The sequence below is a fragment of the Mycolicibacillus koreensis genome, from assembly GCF_002104795.1.
Classification (GTDB): domain Bacteria; phylum Actinomycetota; class Actinomycetes; order Mycobacteriales; family Mycobacteriaceae; genus Mycobacterium; species Mycobacterium koreense.
Map to the genome: position 1 here is coordinate 1 of NZ_NCXO01000043.1, position 21,095 is coordinate 21,095.

Here is a 21,095-nt window from a genome sequence, read left to right on the forward strand (position 1 = left end):
ACCGGTTTCCTCTGGGACTATATGGGGGCGGGCTGGTTCCCGCGCGAGTGGCCCGACTACGACCAAACGCTCGACACTTGCGCGGAACGCGCCCCCGATCCCCTGGAGCGTCGCCGGGAGATCGATAATCTCACCGACCCAAAGCGCTCCGATTTCCCGACGCTCCCGGCGTATCCCGGCTGGCCGGAGGTAAGACCATGACACGGATCGTCGCGAAGACCGCCGGGTTCTTCTCTAGGCCCATCTGAGGGCATCGTGTCCGCCAGTCGACGATGGGTGGGGTCACCAGTTTTTCTTCGGCGCTTTGCGGCCGGGATTGCTGTTGTGGTGGTTGTGTTCAGTGGATGTGGGCGAGCGGAGGACGCCGCGCCGCTGCGGGTTGCGGCCGGCTGGCCGGCCGCGCTTAATAACCTGTCCGTGGTCTGGAGCGCCGGTGGTGGGATTGACCTGTTGACGGGTCCGGCGGTTGCGGTGCGCGCATATATGGAGTCGGTTCTCGTGGCGCGTCTGACGGGTGAGAACAGGTATCTATATCCCGGGTTCGAAACGTCGGTGGAGGAGAACGACCCAGACGTGGCATCGAAAAAATCGTTGTGGCCGACCCATGGAAGTGCCGACAAGGAATGGATCGGCACCCTGCGTAATCGGATCCTGGAGATTACGACGTCGGATCAAGAGGTGACGGCAATCGTCTGTGTCTTCGACTACGGCATGGGCATGGAATTTGCTAATGGTTTCAACAGCATGGGCAGGGAAGGGGATTATCTGGGGGTCGAGCCAGCGAGGATAACCATGGTCCGCGGGGATGGAGACTTTGCGGAGTTGCCACCACAGAAGGGTTCGGCCCGGGCCCCCGACCGTGACGTGTTCGGCGGTTGGCGCATCACCGGTCACGAGGGAGGGATGTTCGCTACCGGAGCGATACGGTGGAATCATGTTTATGACCAGTACGCGCAGGCATGCCTCGGTGAAGCTCCTGATTCTCTGGAGAATATCCGGGCGTTGAGTGATTGGCTGCCACGGACGAGTTTCCCGGCGCTGCCGGCGTATCCAGGCTGGCCCGGGGATCCGGCCCTGTGATCGGCTGGGGCAGCCTGCTGGAGTGGCAGTGACGACGTGCTCCACTGAGCGCGGCGTGCCTACGGGCGCGAAACTATTCAGCGTCGTGTTGTGCGCCGTGGTGCTTGTGTGCGGATGTCGGTTGTTCTCTGATATCAGTGATGCGCAACGCAAGGTTGCTTGGACGGGGGCGCTGGCCGATGTGCACCCGGTATGGAGCGCGGAGCCCGGCCTCGATTTGCTGACGCAGCCGGCGGTCAGCATCCGCGCGTATCTTGAGTCTTTCGCTGCGATTTCCGCTATGGCCGATATGGACTACGGCTATCCGGGCTTCTTGCAGGCGGTACCGCCTACTGCCAACGAATCCCGCGGAACGATCGGGAACCTGCGGCCGGTCCTGTTGCCGTCGTCGCAGCCGGAGTCGTTGGTGGGTACCGAGATGTTTCATCTGTTGCGGGTCGACGCCACCGAAGGGGAAATGAGGGCGTTCGTCTGTGATTTCAGTCCGGTGACCGCGGGTACCGATCACGGCGACGGCAGCTATGGCCGAGCTGACTACTGGCGTTCCCAATTCGACACGGGTGTGCACATGCACTGGGTGGCGATGCGGCCGCCGGATCCGCCGCGACATGCGCTACCACCACAGGCGGGGTCGGCGCTGACACCGTCGATCGATGTCTTCAATGGGTGGCATGTTTTCGGGCACATCACGATGCGTACCCCAATCGAAGAGTCGCCGACGCTACGCCCGGAATTGGCTATGGCGCCACCGTATTTCCAGGCCTGCCTGGATAAGGCGCCCTACGACAAGGGTCGCCGGTGGTCGTTGCTGCGCACCCTGCAGCAGCGTTCGGACTTCCCGACGCTGCCAGCGTATCCCGGCTGGCCGGGGTAGGGCCCGATACGGACCGGCGGGCGCGGCGGATCGAGACCGCCACTTGGCCGATTTTGTGGGTGAATCTGGCCCAGGGCTTGAGATAATGCTGGGTGTGAGCGGTGATGATGAGTTGAAGGTGTCGACCGAGGCCCTGGCGGCGGCTGCCGGTGAGGCCGAGGCGACGTTGGCGGCGTCGGTGGTGTCGGGGGTGGTGCCGCCACCGGTGACGACGGCGTCGACGCTGGATGGTGCCTTGGCGGTGCTGGCCGCGACCATCGAGGCAGGGCGCGCTGATGCCGACGAGACCGACCACGCGTGGGCCGGCCGTCAGGCGACGGCGCTGGCGGAGTCGCCGCCGCAGTTGGCGGAGCAGGATGTGGAGAACGCTGAGGAGATCCAGCGTGTGCAGCAGCGGTTCCCGATGCCGACGGTCGTGCCGGGCGCCCCGGGTGGAGTGTTTCGGATTTAATGAGCGCGCCGCCGCCGGGAGTCCCGCCACCCTCAGGACCGTGGTCTCCGCCGCCACCGCCGCCGGGTTGGTCGCCGTATCCACCGGCGGTGAAGGGGCCGCGGCGGTGGCCGGGTTGGTTGGCGGCCGCCGTCGTCGCGGGGAGCATTGCCGGGCTGGTCACGGTTGTGGTGATGACTCGCGGCGACGATGCCGGACCGGTGGAGGAGCCGGTGGCTCAGACAAAGACAGTGACCGCCAGTCCGCCGCCGCCCCCGGAACCGCTACCGGCTGAACAGGCTGATGAGAAGACGTGTGCGGGGTGGGATGATGCGCGGTCGACGGTGCTTGATGCGGCGTCGGCGTTGTCGGTGATTCCCGACGGCATGGATGTTCTGAGCCCCGAGGTGCAAACCCATCCGGACTGGAAGGCCGGGGTGGCGAAGGCGAGTCGGCTGTTCGAGCAGGCCGCCGACACGTTGGCCGATGCGAAGGCTGCGGGCACCTCGCCGATGCTGGGACATGTCACCGACACCACCGTCGGAACGCTGCGCACGGTCAGTGTCGCCTACGAAACGTTTGCTCCCGAGTCGGGTAACGCGTTCGATGCGTTTCATGAAAGCCAGCTGACGATGGATTGGCTGTGCCCGTGAACCGGGACGGATCAGGGTTCGCCGGCGGAGCCTCGCCCGGGGCGTCGGGTACGCAGTCGGTGTCGAAGGGAGGGGGCCGCAGGTGGCTGGGGTTGGGTGTAGCTGCGGTATCGGGAGCGGCGGTGGCCTCCGTTGGTGCGGGGCTGGTGACGGCGGGGCTTCGCGAGCCCGCCACACCTGTGGCTGCACCGCCGGCGGTGACGGTGACCGTGGATCCACCGGCTCCGGCAGAGCCGGCTCCGCTACCTACCGCCGAAGCTGATCGTCACACCTGCATGGAAGGTTGGCTAACGGCTCGCGGGCTCGTTAACAAGGCCGTCGTTATCGGCAATGAATTACCGAAGGGAGATGACGCGGCAGTCCGGGATGATCCGGAGTGGCGGTACGCCGTCGAGCGCATTGGGAAGTTGTTCAGACAAGCCGGCGATTCTTTGGAGCCACAGATTGCGCTTGGTACGACCCCCGCGCTGGCAGAGGCAGCGCGTGCGGCGGCCGCTGCTCTACGTACGGAGGGTTACGCGTTCGAGACTTTCAATCCCGGTATGGGGAATGCCTCAGCGATGGAAGACGAGACGTCGGGTTTGATGGCGGCACTGTGTACGCGGTTGGTCCCGGAGTGATGCAGCGGGGGTGTTGTGGTGGCTGCGTTCGGTGACGTGATGATGCCGGTGACCCGGTATTCCGCGCCGATTCTGGCGGGGGCGTGGCCGTCGCAGTCGGTGTCGGCGTGGTCGGCGTATGCGGCGCAATGCTCGGGTGCCGGTGAAACTTTGTTCGGGCAGGTTTTGGTGCAGCACACCTTGCAGGAGTTGTTGGCGCCGATGTCGGGCGCCTTCATTGACGCGGCGCGGGCGTTGGTGTCCGGTCGCCGGGTTGCGTTGGAGAATCGGGTGGCCGCCTACCGGTTTTCGGCGGGCAAGGCTCGGTGGGCGGGCAATGAGCTTCATGCCACCAAGAGCGATCTGGTGGAGATCGTCAACAAGGCCGAAGAAGACATCGACGCGGCCTGGGACCGGGCGCTGACGATGATGGCGGCGGCATCCCCGCTGGGGCAAGCGGTGATACTCGGGTTGCTGCAGACCCAGATCGTCGAGATCGTGTCCACCGCCCATGCCAACGCGCAGGCCCGCGACGCCGAGGGCGCAGCCACCGTCTCGGGGCTGGCCAACGACCTCAAACAATGGACCCCGCCCTACACTCCGATGACCATGCCGACGGCTGGTGGGCCGGGTGGAGCACCGGCCGCCCCCCCACCGCAGGCCCCGTCTGAGCCGGACGCGCCAGTGCGTGCAGTCGATTTCACCACGTTTGATAAGGAGACAGACACGGTTTTCGACCAACGCGACGCTCTAACCGATCCAACGACCGATCCAAAACCTGAGATCGACCCCGCCGCGTTCAAAAAGCCGGACAGTGCCGAAGCCCCCCAAACTGCCGCGCGTCCGACCCCCGCGCAACCGAAGGCACCGAAGATGCCGTCGACCTCGGCGCCGTCGCCGAGCAGTTCCGGTGCCGGGGTGAGCAGCGGATCCAGTCCGGGGTCGGCGTTCGGGCAGTTGATGAACCCGGGGTCGATGACCTCGCCGTCGCAGGCGATGTCGCCGGGATCCAGTGGGGCGACGCCCGCTGCGTCGCCGCAGGTGGGGGCGACCGGTCCCGGGGCCGGCCCGACCGGTGCCCTGGGGGGTGCGCCCGGGGTGGATCGGGCGGTCAGCGCAGCCGGCAGCAGCGCCGGGATCGCGCAGGCATCGGCACGGATGAGCGCCGGCGCGATCTCCGCGACGGCGAACGCAGTCGGCGGGGCGGCCGGTGCGGGCTCGCACGTCGCGCAGGCCGCCGCGGCTGCGACCAGCAATCCGCCTGCCGGGCCCGCGCCGGCGTCACCGGGGCCGCCTCGGGTGGGTGGCGCCCCGATGGCGATGGTGCCGCCGACCGGCGCAATGAGCGCGCCGGTGAGCAGCGGGCCACCGGCACCGGCAGGGCCGACGGGACCGAATGTGCCGCCCGGAGTGACCGGGTCGTCGGCTGCGCCACCGGCCGCGTCGGCGGCGGGCCCCGGGGTGGGACCGAGCAGCGGGATGCCGGCCGGTGCCGGAGCGGCGCCGTTGTTCATGACCGGGTCGCCGATCGCCGGGATCGCTGCTGGCGGGGTCGACGGTGACGTGCTGGTCGCCCGGGCGGCGGAAGCCGGGCAGCTGGTGGTCACGGCGTTGGTGGCGCAAACCCGTGCGACCGGCTATCTGCCGATCGATTGGGCGGTCTCGCTGCTCCATGAGGCGTCCGGGCAGGTCAGTGCGTGGCTCGCGACCAGCGAGGGGCCCTCCTACATCCCGCTGGGCGTTCAGGTTCCCGAGGATGTGGCGGTCGCGGTGGCCGACGAGGCCGTCGGCGCGCAGGCGTGGGAGCTGGCTTACGCAGCTGGCGGTGCCGATCCATTGCAAGTGGTGGTCGAACACGCCCGGGCCCGTGATGGCGCGACCGCCGGGATGCGAGTCTTGGCGATCGCGTCGACACTGCCGATGGGCCGGGTGGCCGACTGGGCTGCGACGGTGGGTGCGCGCGCGGTGAGCCTGGATCCCAAATCAGTGGAGCCGGGAACCGCTGCGGAGCTGGGGGGCGGCTTCGCACATCGGTGCGCAGTGGCGATGCCGTGGGAGTGGCAGCAGGCCAACGCATTCACCGCTCAGGAGCGGCTGCAGATCGCTGCGCGGCATATGCGGATGGCGACGGTCAGCGGCCGCCTGTCCGGCCGGGCCAGCGAGCAGGTGATGCGGTTGTTCGAGCAGCGTCACGACATCGACGCCGAACTGTGGCGCGACGTGGCGGTCGAGCGCACCGAGGCGATGATCGCCTACCGGATGGCCAGCCAACTGCGCCACCACGGTGGTGGCCCCGATGTGGCGCAGGCGTTCAAAACCTCACGCGCAGCCGAAGTGGTGGCCTGCCTGCAGCATTTCGACACCGTCGAAGGCTGCGCAGACATCCTGTATGCCTCCCGATTGGCGGGCGCCCCGTTGAACCCGGCCGTGGCCGTCAGATAGCGACCGTGTCGTCGTGGCGGGTCAGAGTGTTCGTCGGTGGCGAGGGTGGGCGCGGTATTCCATGGATTGTTTGCGCCGGAGGGGGCGGCGTTTGCCGGCGTAATAGGCAATCAGGTAGACCGCGGGAAAGTAGCCGACCGTGATGGCCGCGACGAGACCGAACTGGAGGTATTGGCCGCGGGCGATCGGGTATCCCCAGCTGGCATCACCGAGCCCGGCGCCGACGGCAAGAAAGGCCAGAAAACCCGCTGCGCCGACAGCGACCCACGCTTCGCCGTCACCGGTCAGGAAGGCGTAGATGTTGATCGAGGCGATCGCTGCCACACCGATCATCAGCCACCAAACTTTGGTCTCGGTGATGATGCCGCTGTAAGAATTAGGCGCCGGATCATAATCGGGGTCTTTCGCCGCCAACTCCTCGGCGGCTACGTCAGAATCGGGAACACTGTCCTGGACGCTTAAGCTATAGACCTTGCCGCCCAGCTTGATGTAGGGCGTGTGCGCATACGCGATGAATGCGAACGTGGCGACGAACACCAGCGCACCCCACAGACCACCCGACCAGTCGGGGGATGCTGCGAGAATGATGCAGGCGCCCGAGATGGCAGAACAACTCCAATAAATCCGTCGCTGCGCACTAGTGCTGATTTTCGAGAAGAGCAGGGAACCCTGTGTGATGACGCACGCCATGACGATCACCCAGGGGAAGGATTTCATCGCTATTCCCCGAGCATCCAGCCGACGGCTTTGTCCCCGCCGATCCCTCCTGCGAGGGCGCCGAGTGCTCCCACGATGAGGGTGCCTTCAGGCCCGGCGAGTGTCCCCCAGGCTGCGCCCGCGGCCCATCCGCCGACTATTGAACCGCCGATCCGCCCGCCCAGCTTCTCAAGCGCGGGCTGCCAGGCTTCTCCGTGAAGAATATCGTTAACGGTGACGAAACCGTCTAACGCGTTGCCGACCAAGCCGAGTCTGGAGCCGAGTGTTTTCAGGGCTTTGGCGTCAGCTTCGGAGAATGACGTCCAGTTGTGTACGCCGGTGGATAGGGCTCTGCCTTGCTGTACGGTGCCTGCACCGACGGAGCCCACGGCGGACGAGGCGTTGGCGAAGACCTCTCGTGGGCTGGCGCCGTGGCGTATCGCGTCGACTGCTGCCTGCGTGCCTTCTGGGGAGACGCCCTCGGCCTGCAGTCGAGTGGCGAATTCGCTGAGCGTGCGATCGCGCAGTAAGCCTTCGGCTTGGTCCAAGAATTTCGTGGCCTGATCGGGGGTCATTCCGGCCCATTCCAGATCGGGATTGGGGGTTTCGAGCATGCGTTGCGCTTCTAGGCGGTTCTGTGCGCGCGTTCGCGAATCCCACCCCAGCACACTGTCTTTGGTTTCTGTCGGGCCGATGAAGGTGGCGTTGTTGTAGTCATCGAGGCGTTCGCCGGCGAGTCTGCGGGCCTCGGCGGGGGCGTCGGTGTCGGCGACGGTGGCGCTGTCGCGGAGTCGGGCGGCGGCGGCGCGGGCGTCGTCGGTCCATTCGCCGGTTTGTTGCGCGTGATCGACGAGGGCCTGATCGTCGTCGCGGTGGGTCTGGTCGTAGCGTTGGGCTGCGGGGGTGGGGTCGTCGGCGGCGCCGTCGAAGTCATCGATGATCTCGGGGTGATAGCCCGTGGAGGCTGTCATGACCGCTTCCTGGGTGCTCAAAACGGTGGTGTAGGCGGAACGGATGCCGGTGATTTCGCCGAGCGCTTCGCGCACCACGGTGACCGCGGAGTTGTAGTAGGCGGTGGTGTCTTGGCCGTCGGCTTCGGCGGCGGAGATGGCTTCGTCGAGAAAGTGCAGTGCGACATTCGGCCAGGCCAGCGCGGCCTCGCTATCGGTTTGTGCGGTGGCCAGTGCGGTGGCGATGGTCTCCAACCCGACGGCGATCTGTTCGACCTGGCCGCGTTGCAGGTGGAGTTGTTCGGTGGTGGCGATGACTTCGGCGGATTCGTTGATCGGATGGCGGCTGCCACCGTCGTGCTGGTAGGCCTGCTGGAATCGCTGTTTGGCTTGGACCCAGTTGGCGTCGGTCTCCTCGATGCAGGCCAGACTGTTGTGGAAGGCGTCGGCGAGGTTGTTGATCTCGGCGGGGTCGCCGGCTTGCACCTCGTCGTTGAGCTTCCAGGGATCCCCGCCGGCCTGGGCGCACAGTTGCGCGATGTCGAGGTTGACCAGAACGGGTGGTTCCACCAGGTCAGGCCAGCCCAGCGGTCGTGTCGGTGATCGCTGCGGCGTTGCGTCGATCGGTGCCGGTGAACACCTGGGCGGTCTCGTTGGCCCGGGCCACGTAGGCGGTCAACGCCCCCTGGTGTTCAGCCAACCGGTTGTGGTGGTCGTCGCGGGCGGCGGTGACGGCACCGTGAAATTGTCGCGCCTCGGAGAAATCACCGAAGACAGTCGTCGCGGCGCTGGCACCACCGAGCCGTTCGGCGCCCATCTGCGCGGCCCCGGCCGCATGCCCACATGCCGCACCCCCGCCGACCAACAACGGGGCGCTGGCCGCCATATCTCCGACGTTCACCGGCCAAGAATAACGCAGGCTCATCGACCCCCACGGCACAAGAAAGGGGCCTGTGGTCTTCGCCGACCCGGCCGATCACCCGAAAACCGCGGCGCGTCGCTCACCGTGGCGGTCTCGACGGATAGCCGCGGTCCGACGGCAGGATGGGAGGCTCTGGTGGCAGTTGACCCGGTGGCATATCCAGGACTTTCTGGAACAGGAAGCAGTCGCCGGTGGCGTTCAAGGTGGCCACCGTGGCCTGCCCGATCCGGAACTCGTAGCCGTTGCCCTCGATTCGGTAGTCGCGCTTTTCCGGGTCGCTGAAGAGTGAGGATTCGTCGTCGATGCCATAGTCATCGGCGGCGATCTGGTGCAGGATCTGGCTGACTTGCGGCCACTGCTCGGCGGTGAAAGTGTGGGCGAACAGGATGATGTCTGAGAGTGGGCGGCCCGCGATATCGCCGGTCAGACCGTTCTCACAGGGCAGCCCCCCGCGTTTGACACGCAGAGCGTAGGGATCGTCGTCGAAGTGCCAGCTTTGGCCGGGCACCGCGGCGCTGATGCGATCGGCCATCTGCGCCACGGTCTGGTTCAGCTTCTCCCGGGCCTGTTCGTAGGAGCCGTTGGCGCGCATCGAGTCGATCAACTCGATCTTCTGCTCGTCGGAAAGCTTCACCGACTCGTACGGATTGTGGTACACACACCCTCCCGTCAACACGTTTGCCATCGCTGCCAGTAACGCCAGCACCGCACGCACCCCCGCCCTGCCCGTCATCGGCGCGGATGGGTGGGTGAGGGCACCGGCTCGTGCACCGCCCACTCGGGATGGCCGAGCAACACGGCGGCAAGGTTGTAGCCGGTCATCTGTTCGGTGGCGTTGCGCGGATACCCCGCGTGCCCGTGCGAGGCGGATTTGTGCTCCCCGGGTGTGCCGTCGGGCAGGTCGGGGGTGAACCCCTCGCCGGTGGCGAGGTGATCGAACCGCCAGCGCCCCGACCCGAACGGTGCACCGAACGGGGTGTCGAACTGGAATGGGCGCCGCACGATGTCATTGGGGTCGGCACCCCAGCCGTGGGCCGGGGCGAGCTCCCCGAACGGGTTGATCGGATCGTCGGGTGCGCTCATCACGAAGAAATTGTGATCGTTCATGCCCAACTGTGCGGTGGACGTGGCGGCGAATCCCGGCGAGCCGTACACGACGGCATTGTCGACATACGCGCTGGCGCCGTCCTTGAGCGCGATCCCGGCCACCAACGATCCGTAGGAATGGCCGAACAGCGCCACCGTCTGATCCGGGTTGACCGACCGGGATGACAGATCCGCCAAGAACGACGTGAGGGCGGGCGCGCCCTCCTTGGCCAGGTTGTCGTTGACAGTCTGGCCGTCGATCAGTGCCAGCGGAGGCTGATACCCGGTCCAGGAGATGGTGGCGACGCTGGTGGTCTCGCCGCGGTTTTTGGCTACCTCGAGGGCCTCGTTGCGTAGCTGGGCGGCCTCGTGGGTCATGCTCGACAGTGCCCCTCGGGTGGTGCTGGTCACCCCGGGCACCGTTACCGACACATGGTCTGCTCGATACGGATCGCCGACCGACGTGGCGGCTTTGACCATGTGGGCGGGGTCGCCGTCCCAGTCGATGAACACCAGATGCGAATCGTCGACGGTCAGAGCGTCGCGGACCGCGGCGACATCGGCGAGCCGGTCGGTTTTGGCCTGCCCGTCGGGCAGTGCGTTGATGCGGTCCAGGACGTCCTGGAGCCGCTCCCGGTTGTCGCGATCGACCGCGTCGATGTCGCTGCGGGAGTCCTCGTCGCCGGGCCGGTCCTCGCCGAGGTCTCCCGGCGCCAGCGGCGGACCGGTCCGGTATCCCACCGCGTTGGCGCGATCGCCCGCCGCGTAGGTGTTGGCATGCTCGGTGAACCGGTGCGAGTTCTCCAGGAACTCCGCGGCCTTACTGTTCAGCGCCGGCTCCTGAGCTGACAGGCCGGCGGCGATCCCGAGCGCGACGGGATAGCCCATCACCCCGTGTGTCGCGATCACCTGGCGCAGCATCTCCGCGGCCCGGGGGCTGAGCGCGGCGGTCCGCTGGCTGGCTTCGGCGTATCGGTCAGCGACCGTCAACAGCTCAGCCGGCGTGACGTTCAATTCGTCCATACGCGCACCCTCACCGGAACCGCCGGCGGCCCCACCGCGAGACCAGTAGTCAGGATGACACGAATCGGCGCGGACCGTGCGCGCTATTTCGCATCATCGGCGGCCAACCGCCTCACCGGTCGGCGTCGGCCAGCATGAACTGGAACCCACCGAGAATGGCGGCCCGGGCTGCGATGTAGTCGGGGTTGTCCGGCTCGGTGGTCTGCATGCTGACGGTGGCCGCCCAAACCTGGTGGCGCTCATCGACACCGGCAACGGCCACAGCGTTGACCGGTCGGCCCTGCAGGGTGTAGGCCACGGCGAGGGCAGGGTAGCCGCAGATGGTTCGCGGGGTCTCGGTGTCCACCGGGCCGATGTTGGCGATGATGCCGTCGCGTTCCAAGCTCAGCGCCTCGTCGGCGCTGGCGGCGGTGCCGGTGAGGTTCTCCAGGGTGACCACGGCGTTGGGGGCGAAACCGTTGGCGCGCAACCGGGTATTGATCACGCTGCCGCGGATCAGCTCTGAGTTCAGTTTTGTGGTGAACGTCCAGCCGTGCGGCTGAGGCAGCGCGAGTCGCGGCTCTGCGGGACTGTGCGGTTCCAGCTCGTGCAGCGGGACGTCGACGCGGGCACAGCGCCCGGCGTCCGGCGAGACCACCGACGACGGGGCAGTGGCGTTGGTCGGCGCATCGCCGTGGTGGTGCCACGGGTGCCACAGCAGCACCCCGGCGAGCAGCGCGATCGACGCGGCCAGGGCAGCGAGCACCGCCCACGGTGTGCGCGACGGCCTCGTCGGGGCCGTTGGGGGCACGCCGGTGCCGAAGAGCGCTGCGCTGAATGCCCGAGCGAAATCACTGCACGTCCGGTAGCGGTCGGAGGGTTGCTTGGCCAGCGCGACCGCCAGCACCGCGTCGAGGGCGGCCAACTCCGGGCGGTGGGCGCCCAACGGCGGGGCCGGTGAGGTCAGATGGTGGCCGATCACCGCGGCGGCGTTGCCGACCGGGAACATCGTGCGGCCGGTCAACAGGTGATAGGCGGTGGCCGCCAACGAATACTGATCGGCGCGGCCGTCGACGGCGTAGCCGAGCAACTGCTCGGGTGCGGAATAGTCCACGCTGCCCATCGCGGTGTTGGTGGCGGTCAACCCGCTGGCCTCGTCGAGGCGGCGCGCCACACCGAAGTCGGCCAGCAGGATGCGCTGGGAGCCGTCGCCGCCGTGCGGATGGGTGAGCATGATGTTGGCCGGTTTGACGTCCCGGTGCAGCAGGCCCTGATGGTGGGCGTAGTCCAAGGCCGAGGCCACCGCGGTCACGATCTCGGCGACCAGCGCCGGCGGCATCCCGGACCGGTACTGCCCGGTGAGCAACTTCGCCGCGTCGAGTCCGTCGACGTAGTCCATCGACAGCCACAGCTGCCCGTCGCTCTCACCGCGGTCGTGCACGCCCACGATGTGCGGGTGCCACAACGTGGCGGCCAGTTCGGCCTCGCGTTCGAACCGCACCCGATACTCCGGGTCGGCCGACACCGCCGCCGGCAGCACCTTCAGCGCGTCGCGGCGCGGCAACCGGGGGTGTTCGGCCAGGTACACCTCACCCATCCCGCCGGCGCCCAGCGCCCGCACGATCGTGAACCCGGCGAATGTCTGCCCCGCAGCCAACGGCATGCGCGGCATCCTATCCACGCCTATCGGTGCGTGGCCCCGCCCAGGGGACCCAGCCGGGTCGAGGCCCAGTACTCCCGCAGGTCGGCGATGCGCCGGCCCTCGAACTCCAGCAACGCCACCTCCCGCATCCGTTTGCGGCACCCGGCGACCAGGTCGTCGAAATGGGCCTCCCACTCGGCGATCGCGGTGGTGCCGTCGAGATATAAGTGCAGCAACCGAACCTCGATGTTGGCCTGCTGCTCGACGACCTTGCTCACCCAGTACTCCCGGATGCCGTCGACGGTGCGGATCGGCTCGTCGAGCACGCGCTCGTGGTAGCGGGCGGTCGGGGTGAAGATCGTGACGATCAGATCGGGGTCCTGGGTCCGCCATGCCTGCAGATAGGTCTCGACGACCGCACCGACCGTCTCGCGTGACACCGCCACCGCTGTGTTGTACCCCACAGCGCGCCGGTCGTGGAAGCGATTGGAGCCGGCACGGAACCTGTGTGATTGCTGGGAGTCTCACCGTCCGAAACGAGCAAACGGGAAAACCCGCCATAGGTGCTGATCACGCCGTATCGTCGACCCAATGGAGCAAGTTTCATGGGCGATCGCCCCGGCGGTCGGTCCGGGCACTGTTCCCAGGTCAGTTCCAGGGATAGGCTGAAGACGGGTTGGCGTGCGCGGACCGATTCGGCATATCGTTTTGACGACTTGTCGAGGAATGGGACAGGGCCACCGTTCAGCGCTGCACGGACGCAAGCTCTCGCCCGCCCCATCGCCAGCACCACGGCAAGAACGAAGCAGCGCCAGCCCGCTGTCTTCAGCACCGGGACGCGCGCCCGATGCCCCCGAGGACAGCGCGCCAGTTTTCGAAGGGGCAGGTTGATATGACCCCCAGCCGCGCCGGGCTCTACAGCCCGGCACATGAACACGACGCCTGCGGTGTGGCGATGGTTGTCGACATGCATGGGCGGCGCAGCCGCGACATCGTCGACAAAGCCATCACCGCCCTGGTGAACCTCGAACACCGCGGCGCCGCCGGCGCCGAGCCCAACAGCGGCGACGGTGCGGGGATCATGATCGGTGTGCCCGACGCGTTCTTCCGTGCGGTCACCGACTTCGACCTGCCGCCCGAGGGGCACTACGCCACCGGCGTCGCGTTTCTGCCCCAGTCCGCCAAGGAGGCGGCGGCGGCCTGCGCGGCGGTCGACAAGATCGTCGAAGCCGAAGGCATGGAGGTGCTCGGCTGGCGCGATGTGCCGATCGACGACACCTCGCTGGGTGCGTTGGCCCGCGACGCCATGCCGACATTCCGGCAACTGTTCCTTGGCGGGGCGTCGGGAATGGATTTGGAGCGGCGCGCCTACGTGATTCGCAAACGCGCCGAACACGAGTTGGGCACCAAGGGGCCCGGACAAGACGGTCCCGGTCGTGAAACCGTGTACTTCCCGAGCCTTTCGGGCCGCACCTTCGTCTACAAGGGGATGCTGACCACACCGCAGCTGAAGGGTTTCTATCTCGATCTGCAGGACGAGCGAATGACCAGCGCGCTCGGCATCGTGCATTCGCGCTTCTCCACCAACACCTTTCCGTCTTGGCCGCTGGCACATCCCTTCCGGCTCATCGCGCACAACGGTGAGATCAACACCGTCACCGGCAACGAGAACTGGATGCGGGCCCGGGAGGCACTGATCCGCACCGACGTGTTCGGCGCCGACGGCGGGCCGGTCAACCCCGATGTGCTGTTCCCGATCTGCACGCCCGGTGCCTCTGACACCGCCCGGTTCGACGAGGTCCTCGAGTTGCTGCACCTCGGTGGGCGAAGCCTGCCGCACGCGGTGCTGATGATGATCCCGGAGGCCTGGGAACGCGATGAGGCCATGGACCCCGCGCTGCACGCCTTCTACGAGTACCACGACTCACTGATGGAGCCGTGGGATGGTCCGGCGTCGATGACGTTCACCGACGGCACCGTCGTCGGCGCGGTGCTCGACCGCAACGGCCTGCGCCCCTCCCGGATCTGGGTCACCGATGACGGACTGGTGGTGATGGCGTCGGAATCCGGCGTGCTGGATTTGCCTCCTGCCTCGGTGGTGCGCCGGATGCGGCTGCAACCGGGCCGGATGTTTCTGGTCGACACCGCGGCCGGGCGGATCGTCTCCGACACGGAGATCAAATCCGAACTCGCCGCCGCCGCGCCCTATCAGGAGTGGGTGCAGCGCGGGCTGATCCCCCTGGAGGCCCTGCCCGAGGGTGACTACCAACGCATGCCCCACCATCGGGTGCTGTTGCGCCAACAGATGTTCGGCTACACCTACGAGGAACTCAACCTCCTCGTCGCACCGATGGCGCGCACCGGGGCCGAGGCGATCGGGTCGATGGGCACCGACACCCCCGTCGCGGTGCTCTCGGCCCGCCCGCGCATGCTGTTCGACTACTTCCAGCAGAAGTTCGCCCAGGTGACCAACCCGCCGTTGGACGCCATCCGCGAGGAGATCGTCACCAGCCTGCAGGGGGCGCTGGGCCCCGAAGGCGACCTGCTCAACCCCACCGAGGCGTCGTGTCAGCAGATCGTGTTGCCGCAACCGATCCTGCGCAACGACGAACTGGCCAAGCTGATCTGTGTGGACCCCGACGCCGAGGTCCGCGGCCGGCGCCTCGGCCTGCGTGCCACGGTGCTGCGGGCCCGCTTCCCGGTCGCCGAGGGCGGCGACGGGCTGCGCACGGCGCTGGAGGAACTGCGCGCTGACGCCTCGGCGGCGATCGCTGCGGGGGCGCGCATCCTGGTGATCTCCGACCGGGAATCCGACGAGCACCTCGCCCCGATCCCGTCGCTGCTGGCGGTGGCCGCGGTGCACCATCACCTGGTGCGCACCCGAACCCGCACACAGGTGGGTCTGGTCGTCGAATCCGGTGACGCGCGCGAAGTGCACCACATGGCCGCGCTGCTGGGCTTCGGCGCCGCCGCGATCAACCCCTATCTGGCGTTCGAGTCGATTCAGGACATGATCGACCGCGGCGTCATCGACGGGATCGACCGCGACGCGGCCCTGGCCAACTACATCAAGGCTGCCGGCAAGGGCGTGCTCAAAGTGATGTCCAAGATGGGGATCTCGACGCGCGCCTCCTACACCGGTGCACAGCTGTTCCAACCGATCGGGGTCTCCCAGCAGGTGCTCGACGAGTACTTCACCGGGCTGGAGTGCCCCATCGGCGGCATCACCCTCGATGACATCGCCACCGACGTCGCGATCCGCCATCACCTGGCGCATCTGGCCCGACCCGAGGAGCGCGCCCACCGTGAACTCGAGGTCGGCGGGGAATACCAGTGGCGCCGCGAAGGTGAATACCACCTGTTCAACCCCGACACCGTGTTCAAACTGCAGCACTCCACCCGCACCGGCCAGTACGGGATCTTCAAGGAGTACACCAGCTACGTCGACAACCAGAGCGAACAGTTGGCGACCCTGCGCGGATTGCTGAAGTTCAACGCTGCCGGCCGATCCCCGGTGCCGCTGGAAGAAGTAGAACCCGCCAGCGAGATCGTCAAACGGTTCTCCACCGGTGCGATGAGCTACGGGTCGATCTCGGCTGAAGCCCACGAAACCCTGGCGATCGCCATGAACCGACTCGGCGGGCGGTCCAATTCCGGTGAGGGAGGCGAGGATCCGAGTCGGTTCGATCCCGATGCCAACGGGGACTGGCGCCGCAGCGCGATCAAACAGGTCGCCTCGGCGCGGTTCGGGGTCACCAGCCATTATTTGAGCAACTGCAGCGACATCCAGATCAAGATGGCTCAGGGCGCCAAGCCCGGCGAGGGTGGGCAGCTGCCCGGCAACAAGGTCTACCCGTGGATCGCCGAGGTGCGCCACGCCACCCCCGGCGTCGGGCTGATCTCCCCGCCGCCGCACCACGACATCTACTCCATCGAAGACCTCGCCCAGCTCATCCATGACCTGAAGAACGCCAACCCCGAGGCGCGGGTGCACGTCAAACTCGTCGCCGAGAACGGGGTCGGCACCGTCGCCGCCGGGGTGTCCAAGGCCCACGCCGACGTCGTGCTGATCTCCGGGCACGACGGCGGCACCGGCGCGGCACCGATGACCTCCCTCAAACACGCCGGGGCGCCCTGGGAGCTGGGGCTGGCCGAGACCCAGCAGACGTTGCTGCTCAACGGCCTTCGTGACCGGATTGTGGTCCAGGTCGACGGTCAGCTCAAGACCGGCCGTGACGTGATGATCGCGATGCTGCTCGGCGCCGAGGAGTTCGGTTTCGCCACCGCACCGCTGGTGGTCTCCGGCTGCATCATGATGCGGGTCTGCCACCTCGACACCTGCCCGGTCGGGGTGGCCACCCAGAACCCGGTGCTGCGCGAGCGGTTCACCGGCCAACCCGAGTTCGTGGAGAACTTCTTCTGGTTCATCGCCGAAGAGGTCCGTGAACTCATGGCGCAACTGGGATTCCGAACCGTCGAGGAGGCGGTCGGCCAGGTCGACTCACTGGACACCACGTTGGCGCGCGCCCACTGGAAAGCGCACAAGCTCAACCTCGATCCGGTGCTCCACTCTCCGGAGACACCGTTTATGAACCAGGACCGCTACTGCAGCTCACACCAGGACCATGGCTTGGACAAGGCCCTGGACCAGCAGCTGATCGCGATGAGCCGCGAGGCCCTCGACGACGGGACGCCGGTGCGCTTCGCCACCACGATCACCAACGTCAACCGCACCGTGGGCACCATGCTCGGTCACGAGGTCACGAAAGCCTACGGCGCGCAGGGGCTACCGGATGACACCATCGACATCACGTTCGACGGCTCCGCGGGCAACAGCTTCGGCGCGTTCCTGCCGGCCGGGATCACGCTGCGGATCTTCGGTGACGCCAACGACTACGTCGGCAAGGGACTCTCCGGCGGGCAGGTGGTGATCCGTCCCCCCGAGGAGGTCCCCGACGGCTACGTCGCCGAGGACAACATCATCGCCGGCAACGTCGTCCTGTTCGGCGCGACCAGCGGGCGGGCCTTTCTGCGCGGCGTGGCCGGCGAACGGTTCGCGGTGCGCAACTCCGGGGCGCTCGCCGTCGTCGAGGGGGTGGGCGACCATGGCTGCGAGTACATGACCGGCGGCAGGGTCGTCATCCTCGGACCGACCGGGCGGAACTTCGCCGCCGGGATGTCCGGCGGGGTGGCCTACGTCTACGACCCCGACGACGCGCTCGCGGCGAACCTCAACACCGAGATGGTCGAGCTGGAGACGTTCGACGTCTTCGACGACGGCGATCAGGCCACGCTGCACGGGCTGCTGACCGCACACGTGGCGGCCACCGACTCCGCGGTGGGCCGGCGCATCCTGGAGGACTGGACCGCGGCGCGGCAGCGGTTCGTCAAGGTGATGCCGCGTGACTACAAGCGGGTGCTGGAGGCGATCGCGGAGGCCAAACGCACCGGAACCGACCCGAACGACGCGATCATGGCGGTGGCACATGGCTGACCCTCACGGCTTCCTCACCTACACCCACCGGGAGCTGCCCGACCGGCGCCCGGTGGACATCCGCCTCGGTGACTGGCGGGAGGTCTACGAACCGTTCCCCGAGAACACCCTCCGCCAGCAGGCCAGTCGATGCATGGACTGCGGTATCCCGTTCTGCCACAACGGCTGCCCGCTGGGCAATCTCATCCCGGAGTGGAACGACCTGGTGCGCACCGGTCGCTGGCGCGAAGCCAGCGACCGGCTGCACGCCACCAACAACTTCCCCGACTTCACCGGGCGCCTCTGCCCGGCGCCGTGCGAGACGTCCTGCGTGCTCGGCATCAACTCCGAGCCGGTGACGATCAAACAGGTCGAGTTCGAAATCGTCGAGCGCGCCTTCGCCGAAGGCTGGCTGCCGCCGATCCCGCCGCAGCACCGCACCGGCAAGACCGTCGCGATCGTCGGGTCCGGCCCGGCCGGACTCGCCGCCGCCCAGCAGCTCACCCGGGCCGGCCACGACGTGACCGTCTTCGAGCGTGACGACCGTATCGGGGGCCTGCTGCGCTACGGCATCCCCGAGTTCAAGATGGAGAAGCGGATCATCGACCGGCGTCTTGAGCAGATGATCGCCGAGGGCACACAGTTCCGCACCGGGGTCAACGTCGGGGTGGACATCTCCGCCGAGTGCCTGCGCGCCGACTTCGATGCGGTGATCCTTGCCGGCGGCGCCACGATCTGGCGTGATCTGCCGATCCGGGGCCGCGAACTCGACGGCATCCACCAGGCGATGGAGTACCTGCCGTGGGCGAACCGGGTGCAGGCCGGTGACGACGTGCTCGGCCCCGACGGCGAACCCCCGATCACCGCGAAGGGCAAGCACGTCATCATCATCGGTGGCGGCGACACCGGCGCGGACTGCCTGGGCACCGTGCACCGCCAGCGCGCGGCCAGTGTGCACCAGTTCGAGATCATGCCGCGCCCGCCGGACACCCGCGACGCCTCCACCCCGTGGCCGACGTATCCGCTGATGTACCGGGTCACCTCGGCGCACGAAGAGGGCGGTGAACGGGTGTTCGCGGTCAACACCGAGGAATTCCTCGGCACCGACGGCCACGTCACCGGGTTGCGTGCCCATGAGGCCCGCGGCAACCGGGGCGTGTTCGAGAAAGTCGAGGGCACCGACTTCGAGGTGAAGGCCGACCTGGTGCTGCTGGCGATGGGCTTCCTCGGCCCGCAACGCGACGGGCTTCTCACCGATCTGGGCGTGGAGTTCACCGAGCGCGGCGCCGTGGTGCGCGACCGTGACTACGCCACCGACATCCCCGGGGTGTTCGTGGCCGGGGACATGGGCCGCGGCCAGTCGCTGATCGTCTGGGCCATCGCCGAGGGCCGCGCCGCCGCCGCCGGCGTCGACCGTTACCTGGCCGGTGAGACCGCCCTTCCCGCCCCGGTCAAACCCACCGACGTCGCGCAGCGCTGACCCCGGCCGCCATCGCACCCAACGTTGCTGGACGCCCGCGGCGGGCGGTGCGCCGCTCTCGCGTCCGGCACGCAACCCGCACTCGACGACGCCACACGCTGCGATGATTGACGACACCCGGCCGTCAATCGTCACAACAGTCACACGAGCCACAGTCGTGATGTTTACCGGCGTGCCTCACACTGTTTGCTGACAATTCAGGGTGTAATGGCCGGGTGTGGGCCTCCCGGTCGCCGGGGACCCGGTCCAACCAGTAGATCGCAGGAGTGTGATCCACCGTGGTCAACGTGCACAGCAACCCGATCACCCGGTACCGGGTGGGACGAGTCACCTGGTCGTTGTTGCGGCATCCGGTCAAAAGCCGCGAGTTTCCCGCCAAGCACGAACGCCTGGTCACCGCGGCCGAGTTGCTGCGCTTCGGCGTTTAACCCGCGCGCGCGGTCCACAGCCCCGAGTCACGGACCGCCTCGGCGAGCGGAGCGAGCACCCGCGGGTCGTGCGGCGGCGGCAGATACAGGATCGCCAGATCCAGGCCGTGCTCCCCGAGCGCGGCGGCCTCCTCCAGGGCGGCGCCGACCCCGGCGGAGGTCACCCGCACGTGCGCGGAGACGGTGATCGTCGCGGGGTCGCGGCCGAGATCGGCGCAGTGGGCGGCCAGCACCGCCCGCTTGCGGGCGAAGAGTTCGGGTCCGCCGCCGACGAAGTTCCAGTGCTGGGCGTAGCGCGCGGCGATCCGCAGGGTGCGTTTCTCGCCGTTGCCGCCGATGCACAGCGGCGGATGGGGACGCTGCGGGCCCTTGGGTTCGTTGCGGGCGGCGCGCAGCCGGTAGAACCGGCCGGCGAAATCGACGGTGGGTTCGCTGAGTAACCCGATCAGCACCTGGCAGGCCTCCTCGAACCGGTCGAACCGGTCGGTGAGGCTGCCCAACTCGATGCCGTAGGCGCTGGACTCCTCCTCGTTCCAGCCCGCCCCGATCCCCAGCTCCAGGCGCCCGCCGGAGATGATGTCGACGGTGGCGGCCATGTTGGCCAGCACCGCCGGATGCCGGTAGTGGATCCCGGTCACCAGCGTGCCCAGCCGCAGCCGCCGCGTCGCCTGGGCCAGCGCGGTCAGCGTCGTCCAGCCCTCCAGGCACGGCCCGGTGGAGTCGGTGAAGATCGGATAGAAGTGGTCGAAGGTCCACCCCGAGTCGAACACGTCGATGTCGTCGGCGGCGCGCCACACCGCGAGCAGATCGGCCCAGCTGGTCTCCTGGGGCGCCGTTTTGAACGCGAACCGCACGCCGCCGAGCCTAGCCGCCACCACCGCTACACTCAGCGACCATGTGCGCTCCGCTCGGCCTCGACACCGCGGTGACCCTGGCCGCCGCCGGCGGGATCTTCCTGCTCGCGCTGGTGCTGGGGGTGTGGAAATACCAGCAGATGGCGTCCTCGCCCACCCACCTGGCGCACCCCTACGTCGACATCGCCCACCGGGCGGCGCTGCTGTACTCGTTCGCGACGCTGCTGCTGGCGGTGTTCGTCGCCCTCAGCGCCTGGCCGACCTGGGTCAACCTCACCGCGGCGGCGGTGGTGGTGTTCTTCTTCGTCACCGCGATCGCCAGCTACATCGCCCACGGCGCCCGCCGCGACACCACCAACCAGTTCGAGCACGCCGGTGCCGCGCTGCACGCCGGGATGGTCGCGCTGATCGCCGGGGAGATCGGCGGGTTCGCCGTGGTGTTCGCCGGGTTCCTCGCCGCCCAGTTCTTCTGACCGGGGACGAT

17 protein-coding genes and 1 pseudogene are annotated in these 21,095 nt (G+C 67.7%); 10 read left to right on the top strand and 8 right to left on the bottom strand.

Annotation, left to right across the window (positions count from 1 at the left end; all coding sequences use genetic code 11):
• The 6 genes and pseudogenes from B8W67_RS21155 to B8W67_RS16125 all read left to right on the top strand — a co-directional run.
• Positions 1–201: pseudogene (locus B8W67_RS21155) on the top strand (hypothetical protein); the annotation flags it as partial.
• A gap of 123 nt (positions 202–324) precedes the next feature.
• Positions 325–1,080, top strand: coding sequence for a hypothetical protein (locus B8W67_RS16105; RefSeq protein WP_131814659.1), 756 nt, complete (start codon positions 325–327; stop codon positions 1,078–1,080).
• Positions 1,081–1,102: 22 nt separating this feature from the next.
• Positions 1,103–1,954, top strand: coding sequence for a hypothetical protein (locus B8W67_RS16110; protein WP_131814660.1), 852 nt, complete (start codon positions 1,103–1,105; stop codon positions 1,952–1,954).
• Positions 1,955–2,048: 94 nt separating this feature from the next.
• A complete protein-coding gene (locus B8W67_RS16115; protein ID WP_131814661.1) occupies positions 2,049–2,405 on the top strand; it encodes a hypothetical protein in 357 nt (118 codons plus the stop codon).
• 173 nt (positions 2,406–2,578) lie between these two features.
• Positions 2,579–3,037, top strand: coding sequence for a hypothetical protein (locus B8W67_RS16120; RefSeq protein ID WP_197747562.1), 459 nt, complete (start codon positions 2,579–2,581; stop codon positions 3,035–3,037).
• 638 nt (positions 3,038–3,675) lie between these two features.
• Positions 3,676–6,078 (top strand): EspK C-terminal domain-containing protein, encoded by a 2,403-nt coding sequence (locus tag B8W67_RS16125; protein ID WP_234793853.1) that lies wholly within the window; start codon positions 3,676–3,678, stop codon positions 6,076–6,078.
• Between the two features lie 21 nt (positions 6,079–6,099).
• On the opposite strand, the gene B8W67_RS16130 is transcribed toward B8W67_RS16125, so the two are convergent.
• From B8W67_RS16130 to B8W67_RS16160, 7 genes are all read right to left on the bottom strand, one after another.
• The gene (locus B8W67_RS16130; protein WP_131814662.1) at positions 6,100–6,795 is read right to left on the bottom strand and encodes a hypothetical protein; all 696 of its coding nucleotides are present in this window, start codon (positions 6,793–6,795) and stop codon (positions 6,100–6,102) included.
• Positions 6,796–6,797: 2 nt separating this feature from the next.
• A complete protein-coding gene (locus B8W67_RS16135; RefSeq protein ID WP_085304993.1) occupies positions 6,798–8,294 on the bottom strand; it encodes a putative alpha/beta hydrolase in 1,497 nt (498 codons plus the stop codon).
• Positions 8,295–8,298: 4 nt separating this feature from the next.
• The gene (locus B8W67_RS16140) at positions 8,299–8,625 is read right to left on the bottom strand and encodes a DUF2563 family protein (protein WP_163797260.1); all 327 of its coding nucleotides are present in this window, start codon (positions 8,623–8,625) and stop codon (positions 8,299–8,301) included.
• 100 nt (positions 8,626–8,725) lie between these two features.
• Positions 8,726–9,331 carry an LppA family lipoprotein gene (locus B8W67_RS16145; RefSeq protein WP_069393092.1) on the bottom strand — a complete coding sequence of 202 codons (606 nt, stop codon included), beginning with the start codon at positions 9,329–9,331 and terminating at the stop codon, positions 8,726–8,728.
• Positions 9,332–9,375: 44 nt separating this feature from the next.
• Complete coding sequence (locus B8W67_RS16150; RefSeq protein ID WP_069393078.1) at positions 9,376–10,755, bottom strand: alpha/beta hydrolase; 1,380 nt, start codon at positions 10,753–10,755, stop codon at positions 9,376–9,378.
• Between the two features lie 112 nt (positions 10,756–10,867).
• On the bottom strand, positions 10,868–12,397 hold the full coding sequence (locus B8W67_RS16155) for a serine/threonine-protein kinase (protein ID WP_084228959.1): 1,530 nt from the start codon (positions 12,395–12,397) through the stop codon (positions 10,868–10,870).
• A gap of 20 nt (positions 12,398–12,417) precedes the next feature.
• A complete protein-coding gene (locus tag B8W67_RS16160; protein WP_234793961.1) occupies positions 12,418–12,822 on the bottom strand; it encodes a nuclear transport factor 2 family protein in 405 nt (134 codons plus the stop codon).
• A gap of 446 nt (positions 12,823–13,268) precedes the next feature.
• Between B8W67_RS16160 and gltB the strand changes: the two genes are divergently transcribed.
• The 3 genes from gltB to B8W67_RS20950 all read left to right on the top strand — a co-directional run bounded on the left by gltB (position 13,269) and on the right by B8W67_RS20950 (position 19,757).
• The gene (gene gltB, locus B8W67_RS16165; protein WP_085304997.1) at positions 13,269–17,870 is read left to right on the top strand and encodes a glutamate synthase large subunit; all 4,602 of its coding nucleotides are present in this window, start codon (positions 13,269–13,271) and stop codon (positions 17,868–17,870) included.
• Positions 17,863–19,329 carry a glutamate synthase subunit beta gene (locus tag B8W67_RS16170; protein ID WP_069393076.1) on the top strand — a complete coding sequence of 489 codons (1,467 nt, stop codon included), beginning with the start codon at positions 17,863–17,865 and terminating at the stop codon, positions 19,327–19,329. Before gltB ends, B8W67_RS16170 begins: the two co-directional genes overlap by 8 nt.
• 287 nt (positions 19,330–19,616) lie before the next feature.
• On the top strand, positions 19,617–19,757 hold the full coding sequence (locus B8W67_RS20950) for a hypothetical protein (protein WP_165607799.1): 141 nt from the start codon (positions 19,617–19,619) through the stop codon (positions 19,755–19,757).
• Here the strand turns inward: B8W67_RS20950 and B8W67_RS16175 are convergent.
• Positions 19,754–20,611: an LLM class F420-dependent oxidoreductase gene (locus B8W67_RS16175; RefSeq protein WP_069393075.1), complete on the bottom strand. Its 858-nt coding sequence runs from the start codon at positions 20,609–20,611 to the stop codon at positions 19,754–19,756. The genes B8W67_RS20950 and B8W67_RS16175 overlap by 4 nt on opposite strands.
• A gap of 41 nt (positions 20,612–20,652) precedes the next feature.
• Between B8W67_RS16175 and B8W67_RS16180 the strand changes: the two genes are divergently transcribed.
• The gene (locus B8W67_RS16180; RefSeq protein ID WP_069393074.1) at positions 20,653–21,084 is read left to right on the top strand and encodes a hypothetical protein; all 432 of its coding nucleotides are present in this window, start codon (positions 20,653–20,655) and stop codon (positions 21,082–21,084) included.
• Positions 21,085–21,095 lie beyond the last annotated feature (11 nt).

Coding starts and splice junctions, on each gene's coding strand:
- B8W67_RS16150 (WP_069393078.1), bottom strand. CDS start 10,755: ATGGACGAATTGAACGTCACGCCGGCTGAGCTGTTGACGGTCGCTGAC.
- B8W67_RS16155 (WP_084228959.1), bottom strand. CDS start 12,397: ATGCCGTTGGCTGCGGGGCAGACATTCGCCGGGTTCACGATCGTGCGG.
- B8W67_RS16170 (WP_069393076.1), top strand. CDS start 17,863: ATGGCTGACCCTCACGGCTTCCTCACCTACACCCACCGGGAGCTGCCC.
- B8W67_RS16145 (WP_069393092.1), bottom strand. CDS start 9,331: ATGGCAAACGTGTTGACGGGAGGGTGTGTGTACCACAATCCGTACGAG.
- gltB (WP_085304997.1), top strand. CDS start 13,269: ATGACCCCCAGCCGCGCCGGGCTCTACAGCCCGGCACATGAACACGAC.
- B8W67_RS16180 (WP_069393074.1), top strand. CDS start 20,653: ATGTGCGCTCCGCTCGGCCTCGACACCGCGGTGACCCTGGCCGCCGCC.
- B8W67_RS16130 (WP_131814662.1), bottom strand. CDS start 6,795: ATGAAATCCTTCCCCTGGGTGATCGTCATGGCGTGCGTCATCACACAG.
- B8W67_RS16120 (WP_197747562.1), top strand. CDS start 2,579: ATGACTCGCGGCGACGATGCCGGACCGGTGGAGGAGCCGGTGGCTCAG.